This window comes from Streptomyces sp. NPDC059524 (assembly GCF_042749255.1).
Taxonomy (GTDB): domain Bacteria; phylum Actinomycetota; class Actinomycetes; order Streptomycetales; family Streptomycetaceae; genus Streptomyces; species Streptomyces xanthii.
Genome location: NZ_JBHYTK010000037.1, coordinates 47,346 through 56,290, shown reverse-complemented (window position 1 = coordinate 56,290; position 8,945 = coordinate 47,346). Strand labels below are relative to the sequence as shown.

Below are 8,945 nucleotides of genomic sequence, written 5' to 3'. Positions count from 1 at the left end.
CGGCCCCGTTGGGCCCGAGCAGTCCGAAGATCTCGCCGCGCCGGATGTCGAGCCGGGCGGCGGGCGGGGCGCGCCCCCCGGGCGTGCGCCGCACACCGACGCCGCCCCCGCCGCGCCGGGGCCCGGCCCCCCGCGCCCCCCCGCCCTCCTGTCTGTCGTGCTGCCGTGCGGGACGGCCGCGTCAGCTCGCGATCGCCGCCGGGGCGTACGGCGCGAGCTCGGCCGCGAGCTCCTCGTGGACGCGCGCCTTGAGGAGCGTGCCCTCCGGGGTGTGCTCCTCGGAGATCACCTCACCGTCCGAGTGGGCCCGCGCCACCAGCTGGCCGTGGGTGTACGGCACGAGTGCCTCGACCTCGACCTCGGGACGCGGCAGCTCGGCGTCGATGAGCGCGAGCAGCTCCTCCATGCCGGCACCCGTGCGGGCGGAGACGGCGATCGAGTGCTTCTCGACGCGCATCAGGCGCTGGAGCACCAGCGGGTCCGCGGCGTCCGCCTTGTTGATCACCACGATCTCGGGGACCTCGGTGGCCCCGACGTCACGGATGACCTCGCGCACGGCGGCGAGCTGCTCCTCCGGCGCCGGGTGCGAACCGTCGACCACGTGGAGGATCAGGTCGGAGTCGCCGACCTCCTCCATCGTGGAGCGGAACGCCTCGACGAGGTGGTGCGGCAGATGCCGGACGAAACCGACCGTGTCAGCCAGCGTGTACAGCCGGCCGCTCGGGGTCTCGGCCCTGCGGACGGTCGGGTCCAGGGTGGCGAACAGTGCGTTCTCCACCAGGACGCCCGCGCCCGTCAGGCGGTTGAGCAGGGACGACTTGCCCGCGTTCGTGTAGCCGGCGATGGCGACCGAGGGCACCTTGTTGCGCTTGCGCTCCTGGCGCTTGATGTCGCGGCCCGTCTTCATCTCCGCGATCTCACGGCGCATCTTCGCCATCTTCTCGCGGATCCGTCGCCGGTCCGTCTCGATCTTGGTCTCACCGGGACCACGGGTGGCCATGCCGCCACCGCCGCCGCCACCCATCTGCCGGGACAGCGACTGACCCCAGCCGCGCAGTCGCGGCAGCATGTACTGCATCTGCGCGAGAGCGACCTGCGCCTTGCCCTCTCGGGACTTGGCGTGCTGGGCGAAGATGTCGAGGATCAGGGCGGTCCGGTCGACCACCTTGACCTTGACGACGTCCTCGAGGTGGATGAGCTGGCCGGGGCTGAGCTCACCGTCGCACACGACGGTGTCGGCTCCGGTCTCGAGCACGATGTCGCGCAGTTCGAGCGCCTTGCCCGAGCCGATGTACGTGGCCGCGTCGGGCTTGTCCCGGCGCTGCACCACACCGTCGAGCACGAGCGCGCCCGCCGTCTCGGCGAGGGCGGCCAGCTCCGCGAGGGAGTTCTCCGCGTCGTGAACCGTTCCCGATGTCCACACACCGACGAGCACCACACGCTCCAGGCGGAGCTGTCGGTACTCGACCTCGGTGACGTCCTCGAGCTCGGTGGAGAGGCCCGCGACGCGGCGCAGGGCCGCGCGCTCGGAGCGGTCGAACTGCTCGCCGTCCCGGTCTCCGTCGATCTCGTGGCTCCAGGCGACGTCCTCTTCCATCAGGGCATCGGCCCGAAGACCTTCGGGGTAGTTCTGCGCGAGGCTCTGCGCTTCCTGGGAAGGGGAAGAAGAGGAGGTCATTGGATCCTTACGTCTGTGGGATTTCGGAACATCGTGACGGAGACCAGCCTCCGTCACCTGTGACAACGCTCGGCCCGGCCCCAGGATTCCCGGTGGCCCGCCGGCCGCTCCGCGCCGTCGACCTGAAGATGTTCGCACGGAACGGGGCGTCTCGTCATCAGGGTTTTTCCCCGGTGTGCCGGGCCGAAGCCTACTTCTCCGCCGTCTTCACCGGCTCGACCTTCCAGTCCGGGTGTCCGGGCATGGGCGGCGTCTTCTTCCCGTACAGCCAGGCGTCGAAGAAGCCGTTCAGGTCGCGTCCGGCGATCTGCGAGGCGAGCGCGACGAAGTCGGCGGTCGTGGCCGTGCCGTCGCGGTGCGTGCTCACCCACTGCCGCTCCAGGTTCTCGAAGGCCTCCTTGCCGATCTCCTCGCGCAGCGCGTACAGGACGAGGGCGGCGCCGTCGTAGACGACCGGCCGGAAGATGCTGATCTTCTCGCCCGGCGCGGGGCTCTTCGGGGCGGCCGGCGGCCCTCCGTCGGCGCGCATGGCGTCCGACGCCCCGTAGGCGGCGCGCATCCGCTTCTCCATCGGGCGGTTGCCCTTCTCCTGCGCGTACAGCTCCTCGTACCAGGTGGCGTGCCCCTCGTTGAGCCACACGTCGGACCAGGTGCGCGGGCTGACGCTGTCGCCGAACCACTGGTGGGCCAGCTCGTGGACCATGACCGACTCGACGTACCACTTCGGGTACTCGGAGCGGGTGAAGAGGTCGCGCTCGAAGAGGGAGAGCGTCTGGGTCTCGAGTTCGAATCCGGTGGTGGCGTCCGCGATGACCAGCCCGTAGTTCTCGAACGGGTAGCGGCCGACCTTGCTCTCCATCCAGGCGATCTGCGCGGGCGTCTCGGCGAGCCAGGGATCAAGCGTCTTCACGTCCTCGGTGCGCACGACGTCGCGCACCTCCAGGCCGTGCGGGCCCTCGCGGCGCAGGACGGACGAGCGGCCGATGGAGACCTGGGCCAGCTCCGTGGCCATGGGGTGTTCCGTGCGGTAGGTCCAGTCGGTGGTGTCCCCCGCGCGCGTGGTGCTCACGGACCGCCCGTTGGCGACGGCGGTCAGCTCCTTGGGCGTACGGACGTGGAACGTGAAGTACGCCTTGTCCGACGGGTGGTCGTTGCACGGGAAGACGCGGTGCGCGGCGTCCGCCTGGTTGGCCATCGCGAGCCCGTCCTTGGTGCGCACCCAGCCGATCTCCTCCTTGCCGGGCACGGGGTCGCTGGTGTGCTCCACGGTGATGTGCAGCGGCTCCCCCTGTACGACGGACCGCGTCGGCGTCACGACCAGGTCCTCGCCCTTGGTCGTGAAGTCCGCGCGCAGGCCGTTGACCTTCACGGAGTGCACCGTGCCGTGCGAGAAGTCGAGGTTGATCCGGTCGAGCATGGCCGTCGCCTGCGCGTCGATCTTGGTGACGGCGTCGAGCGGCTTGCTGTTGTCGCCCTGGTAGGTGAAGGCGATGTCGTACGACTGGACGTCGTAGCCGGGGTTGCCGAGGTGCGGGAAGAGGCGGTCGCCCACGCCGAGCGGGGTCGCGGACTGCGGCGCGGCGGCGGCGAGCACGGCGAGGGAGACACCGGCGGCGAGCAGTGCGGCGGTGCGGGGCGTTCGGGAGCTGAGCAGCATCCCCTACGGCTATCAGCGCGCGCCCCGAAGGCCCGGACGGCACGCGCCGGACCACCCGAACGAGACCCCGGGTTCGCTCAGTGCGCCCCGGCGGCGGCGTGCCGGGCGCGGTCCACGTCGTACACGCCCGGCACGTTGCGCATCGCCCGCATCAGGTTCTGGAGGCGGTCCGCGTCCGGGAGTTGGAGGGTGTAGGTGTGGCGGACGCGGCCCTGGTCGGGCGGGTCGACGGTCGCAGAGATGATGGCGACGCCCTCGAGCGCTATGGCTTCGGTGAGATCGGCGAGGAGGTGCGGGCGGCTGAAGGACTCGGCGATCAGCGTGACGCGGTACTCGGCGGTCTCGGCGTCGGCCCAGCGCACGCCGATCTCCGCGCGCCCCGCCGCTTTCATGCGCGCCACGCCGGAACACTCGACGCGGTGCACGGTGACGACGCCGCCGCGCACCGCGAAGGCGGTGATCTCGTCGGGCGGTACGGGCGTGCAGCAGCCTGCGAGGCGCACACCGGCGCCGGGCTGGTCCACCACCGCGTTCGCCGCGGCGGGGCGGGCCGAGGGGCCGCTGTAGGCGGCCCGCGGCTCCGGTTCCGGCTCGGGGGCGCGGGGGCCCTCGGGGTGCGCGGTGAGCCAGCGGCGGATGGCGATGCGGGCGGCCGGGGTCTTGGCGTGGTCCAGCCAGTCGCGGGACGGCTCGGAGGCCGCGTCCTGGTCCATGAGGAGTTGCACGGTGTCGCCGTCGGAGAGGACGGTGCCGAGCGCTGCGAGGCGTCCGTTGACCCGCGCGCCGATGCAGGCGTGGGCGTCCTCCCCGTACTGCGCGTACGCGGCGTCGATGCAGCTGGCGCCCGCGGGCAGCCCGATGGTGCCGCCGTCGGGCCGGAACACGGTGATCTCGCGGTCCTGGGCCAGGTCCTCGCGCAGCGTCGACCAGAATGTGTCGGTGTCGGGCGCGGACTGCTGCCAGTCGAGGAGGCGGGAGAGCCAGCCGGGGCGGGTGGGGTCGGAGCGCTCGCCGACGGTGTCCAGGTGCTCCTCGCCGGAGGGCGTGTAGGGATTGCCGAGGGCGACGACGCCGGCCTCGGCGACCTTGTGCATCTGGTGCGTGCGGATGAGGACTTCGGCGACCTCGCCGTCGGCGCGGGCCACGGCGGTGTGCAGCGACTGGTACAGGTTGAACTTGGGGACGGCGATGAAGTCCTTGAACTCCGAGACGACCGGCGTGAAGCAGGTGTGCAGCTCGCCCAGGACGCCGTAGCAGTCCGCGTCCTCGGAGACGAGGACGAGCAGGCGCCCGAAGTCGGCGCCGCGCAGCTCGCCGCGCTTGCGCCGCACGCGGTGCACGGAGACGAAGTGCCGGGGCCGGATGAGGACTTCGGCGGTGATGCCCGCCTCGCGCAGCACGCCGCGCACCTCTTCGGCGATCTCGTCGAGGGGGTGCTCCGTGCGGGCCGCGTTCGCCGCGATGAGCTCCCTGGTCTGCTTGTACTCCTCGGGGTGCAGGATCGCGAAGACGAGGTCTTCCAGCTCGGTCTTGAGCGCCTGGACGCCGAGGCGCTCGGCGAGCGGGATCAGGACGTCCCGCGTGACCTTGGCGATCCGTTCCTGCTTCTCCTGGCGCATGACGCCGAGGGTGCGCATGTTGTGCAGGCGGTCGGCGAGTTTGATCGACATGACGCGCACGTCGTTGCCCGTGGCGACGAGCATCTTGCGGAAGGTCTCGGGCTCGGCCGCGGCCCCGTAGTCGACCTTCTCCAGTTTGGTGACGCCGTCGACCAGGTAGGCGACTTCCTCGCCGAACTCGGTGCGCACCTGGTCGAGGGTGACCTCGGTGTCCTCGACCGTGTCGTGGAGCAGGGAGGCGGTCAGGGTGGTGGCCTCGGCGCCCAGCTCGGCCAGGATCAGCGTGACGGCGAGCGGGTGCGTGATGTACGGCTCGCCGCTCTTGCGCATCTGACCGCGGTGCGAGGACTCGGCGAGCACGTAGGCGCGGCGCAGCGGCTCCAGGTCGGAGTCCGGGTAGTGCGCGCGGTGGGCCTCGACGACGTGGCTGATCGCGTCCGGGAGCCGGTCGCGGGTCGCGGAGCCGAGCAGCGCGGCCCGGCCGAGGCGGCGCAGGTCGATCCGTGGGCGGGCACGCCTGCGAGGTGCTTCGGGCGTGATCGGCCCGGGCGTCGCGGGGTTGGTCGCCTCCGCACTCATGAGCACCTCCGGCTTGATCGACCGGCGGCGGGCTGGCGGGGGCACCCGTCCGGACCGGTGCTTGATGCTACCGAGCCCATCACGTGGCGCAGTCCCCCTCTCGCCCAGCGTGAAACGGATCACCCATTCGAGCGAAGGCTTACGGGTTTACGGTTTCGATCGCCGCGAACCAGTCCGCGTCGATCTCACCTTCGGCCACGATGACCGCGGGCCCGGTCATCTCGATCTCCCCGTCCGCCCGCTCGGTGATGCTGAGCCGGCCGCCGGGCAGGTCGATCTCGTACGTCACCGGGGTGCCGTCGGCCACGGGGTCGTGACCGTCGCGGCGGGCCGTGGCGACGGCCACCGCGCAGGCTCCGGTGCCGCAGGACCGCGTCTCGCCGACGCCACGCTCGTGCACGCGCATGGCGACGTGGCGCGGGCCGCGGTCCACGACGAATTCCACGTTCACCCCCTGCGGGTAGGCGCTCGCCGGGGTGAACGGGGGCGCGTCGTAGAGGGTGCCCGCCTGGGCGAGGTCCTCGACGAAGGCGACCGCGTGCGGGTTGCCCATGTTCACGTTCCGGGCGGGCCAGGAGCGGTCGTCCACGGACACGGTGACGTCGCCCTCGGGGAGCGTCGCGCGGCCCATGCCGACCGTGACGAGGCCTTCCTTGTCGATGTGGACCGCCTTCACGCCGCCGCGGGTGGCCACCGCCACATCGCCCTCGGCGACGAGACCGGCGTGTTGGAGGTAGCGGGCGAAGACCCGTACGCCGTTGCCGCACATCTCGGCGACGGAGCCGTCCGCGTTGCGATAGTCCATGAACCACTCGGCCTCTTCGGCCATGTGCCGCGCGTCGGGGTGCGCGGCGGAGCGCACGACGTGCAGGAGGCCGTCGCCGCCGATACCCGCCCTGCGGTCGCAGAGCGCGGCCACGGCGGACGGCGGGAGCGCCACCGCGTTCTCCGCGTCCGGGATGATCACGAAGTCGTTCTCGGTTCCGTGACCCTTGAGGAAAGTGGTCATCTCTCGATCGTACGGGGTCAGCGCGCCGGGGGTGAGCGGGGGCCGTGTGCGGCCGGTCACCGCAGGCGGGCGACGCGCCAGACGGCCAGCACGGCGACGGACGCCACGACGACCACGTAGGCGCCCACGACGCGCCAGTCCGGTCTGCGGCCGGAGCCGCGCGGCGGGAGTCCGGGCATGGTGTAGCCGACGCGGCGGGCGGCCATCATGCCCCAGCCGGCGGCGCAGGAGCTGATCAGCAGCCCGAGCATCGCGACCACGGCGCCGCCGTCGCCGAACTCGAAGAACAGGGGGAAGGCGAACATCAGGGAGCCGAGCGTCGCCAGCATGACGATGGGCGCGAGCTGCCAGATGCGGAGCCTGCGCTGTGGGCGGAGCTCGACCTCGACCTCCGCCGCCTCGTCCTGCGCGGCGATCTCCTCGGCGGTCGGCCCGTCGGCGATCACGCCGTCCGGGGTCGCCTCAGGACCGTCAGGGCTCAACTGATCCCCGCCTGGTGCGGTGTCACGAGGGCCGGCCTCCATCGCCACGCGCCCTCCCACTCCGGACTCCACTGGTCGATCGATGGTCGATGATGGCACGCCCGGAGTGGCCGGGATGACCGCCCGGGCGTCCCGATGCCATCACGTGATCAGGCTGTAACCGGTCGTTCGATCAACGTCATTGCCCGGGCCGGGAGTTCCCCGCGGTCCGCGACGGCTCCGCTGAGCCAGTGGACGCGGGGATCGCGGCGGAACCAGGAGTCCTGGCGGCGCGCGAAGCGCTTGGTGGCGCGCACGGTCTCGGCGCGCGCCTCGTCCTCGGTGCAGTCCCCGGAGAGCGCCGTCAGTACCTGCTGGTAGCCGAGCGCCCGGGAGGCCGTGACGCCCTCGCGCAGTCCCTGGTCGGCGAGGGTGCGGACCTCGTCGACGAGTCCGGCCTCCCACATGCGGTCCACGCGCGTGGCGATGCGTTCGTCGAGCTCGGGGCGGGCGACGTCCACACCGATCTGCAGGGTGTCGTACACGGAGTCGTGACCCGGCAGGTTGGCCGTGAAGGGCTTGCCGGTGATCTCGATGACCTCCAGGGCGCGCACGATGCGCCGCCCGTTGCTCGGCAGGATGGCGGCGCCGGCCTCCGGGTCGGCGGCGGCGAGCCGCGCGTGCAGGGCGCCGGGGCCGCGCAGTGCGAGCTCCTCCTCCAGGCGGGCGCGCACCTCGGGGTCGGTGCCGGGGAACTCCATCTTGTCGATCGCGCCGCGTACGTAGAGGCCCGAGCCGCCCACCAGGACGGGCCAGCGGCCCTCGGCGAGGAGGCGGTCGATCTCGGCGCGGGCGAGCTTCTGGTACTCGGCGACGCTGGCCGTCACGGTGACGTCCCAGATGTCGAGGAGGTGGTGCGGGACTCCTTCGCGCTCCTCGGGCGTCAGCTTGGCGGTACCGATGTCCATCCCCCGGTACAGCTGCATGGAGTCGGCGTTGACGACCTCGCCGCCGAGTTCCTTGGCGAGGAAGACACCGAGATCTGACTTTCCGGCGGCGGTCGGCCCGACGACGGCGATGACCCGCGGGGCGGGAGCTGCGCTACTCACCGTCCCAGTCTCGCAAACCTTCTTGCCGCTTCTCGAACGAGCTACGTGACGAGCCCGGTGCGGGGTCGTTGCCTGTTGCGAGGTTCCAGCCGCCGGTTTCGAGGACCGGCGACCCGGGCGGCGCAATGGGACGCACCGGGCAGGGCGGGATTTCGCCCGCACGAGTACCGTATGGAGTTGAAATGGGCGTTTTTGCCATGTTCCGCCGGAAGGCCAAGGACAGCGAGGAGGCGTCGTCGGCCGAGACCGAGGCCGCCGTCGTGACGGCCGACGCCGAGCCCGAGGCCGCGGAGGCCGAGGGCGACCCGGCGCCGGCCCCCGCGGAGGCGGAGCGGTCCGCACAGGCCCCGGAGACGGACGAGCCGGCGGCTCCCGCCGCGACCGACGCGGTGGAGATCCCGAAGCAGCAGTCCGCGGAGCAGGCGGCCGACAGCGAGGCCGGCGAGGGCGCCCGCCAGTAGCACCTGCCGCGCACGCCCGTCCGGGCGTGGGACATCCGCGAGGAAAGTGAGATCCATGGGCTTCCTGGACCAGCTCAAAGCCAAGTTCGGCCCCGCCAAGGACAAGGCCTCCGGCCTCGCGCAGCAGCACGGGGACAAGATCGACCAGGGCCTCGACAAGGCCGCCGACATGGTCGACAAGAGGACCAAGGGCAAGTACAGCGACAAGATCCAGCAGGGCACGGCGAAGGCCAAGGACGCCGTGGACCGGATGTCCGAGTCCCCCGACCGGGGGGCCCAGGGCAAGGGGGGCGACGGCACCCCGCCGACCCCGCCTCCGGCCTCCTGACGCCACGCGCGTCACCTCGTGCGGACGGCCGCGAAGCCATCGGG

Annotated in this window: 8 protein-coding genes and 1 pseudogene; 2 read left to right on the top strand and 7 right to left on the bottom strand. The window is 71.9% G+C overall.

Features of this window, described 5'->3' with window-relative positions:
- From ACFW9D_RS13685 to miaA, 7 genes and pseudogenes are all read right to left on the bottom strand, one after another.
- Window positions 1–119 (bottom strand): annotated as a pseudogene (locus tag ACFW9D_RS13685) (ABC transporter ATP-binding protein); the annotation flags it as partial.
- Between the two features lie 62 nt (window positions 120–181).
- On the bottom strand, window positions 182–1,678 hold the full coding sequence (hflX, locus tag ACFW9D_RS13680) for a GTPase HflX (protein WP_384621357.1): 1,497 nt from the start codon (window positions 1,676–1,678) through the stop codon (window positions 182–184).
- A gap of 190 nt (window positions 1,679–1,868) precedes the next feature.
- On the bottom strand, window positions 1,869–3,335 hold the full coding sequence (locus ACFW9D_RS13675) for a M1 family metallopeptidase (RefSeq protein ID WP_384621355.1): 1,467 nt from the start codon (window positions 3,333–3,335) through the stop codon (window positions 1,869–1,871).
- Window positions 3,336–3,412: 77 nt separating this feature from the next.
- A complete protein-coding gene (locus ACFW9D_RS13670) occupies window positions 3,413–5,533 on the bottom strand; it encodes a bifunctional (p)ppGpp synthetase/guanosine-3',5'-bis(diphosphate) 3'-pyrophosphohydrolase (RefSeq protein WP_188336461.1) in 2,121 nt (706 codons plus the stop codon).
- Between the two features lie 139 nt (window positions 5,534–5,672).
- Complete coding sequence (dapF, locus tag ACFW9D_RS13665) at window positions 5,673–6,542, bottom strand: diaminopimelate epimerase (protein WP_188336462.1); 870 nt, start codon at window positions 6,540–6,542, stop codon at window positions 5,673–5,675.
- 56 nt (window positions 6,543–6,598) lie between these two features.
- On the bottom strand, window positions 6,599–7,066 hold the full coding sequence (locus ACFW9D_RS13660; RefSeq protein ID WP_384621365.1) for a hypothetical protein: 468 nt from the start codon (window positions 7,064–7,066) through the stop codon (window positions 6,599–6,601).
- A gap of 107 nt (window positions 7,067–7,173) precedes the next feature.
- On the bottom strand, window positions 7,174–8,112 hold the full coding sequence (gene miaA / locus ACFW9D_RS13655; RefSeq protein ID WP_188336464.1) for a tRNA (adenosine(37)-N6)-dimethylallyltransferase MiaA: 939 nt from the start codon (window positions 8,110–8,112) through the stop codon (window positions 7,174–7,176).
- Window positions 8,113–8,294: 182 nt separating this feature from the next.
- Here miaA and ACFW9D_RS13650 point away from each other — a divergent pair, with 182 nt between their 5' ends.
- Together ACFW9D_RS13650 and ACFW9D_RS13645 are read left to right on the top strand one after the other, a co-directional pair.
- Entirely contained in the window at window positions 8,295–8,573 is a 279-nt protein-coding gene (locus tag ACFW9D_RS13650) for a hypothetical protein (protein WP_384621350.1), read from the top strand.
- A 55-nt stretch (window positions 8,574–8,628) separates the two neighbouring features.
- Complete coding sequence (locus ACFW9D_RS13645; protein WP_188336466.1) at window positions 8,629–8,901, top strand: antitoxin; 273 nt, start codon at window positions 8,629–8,631, stop codon at window positions 8,899–8,901.
- The last annotated feature ends 44 nt before the right edge of the window (window positions 8,902–8,945 follow it).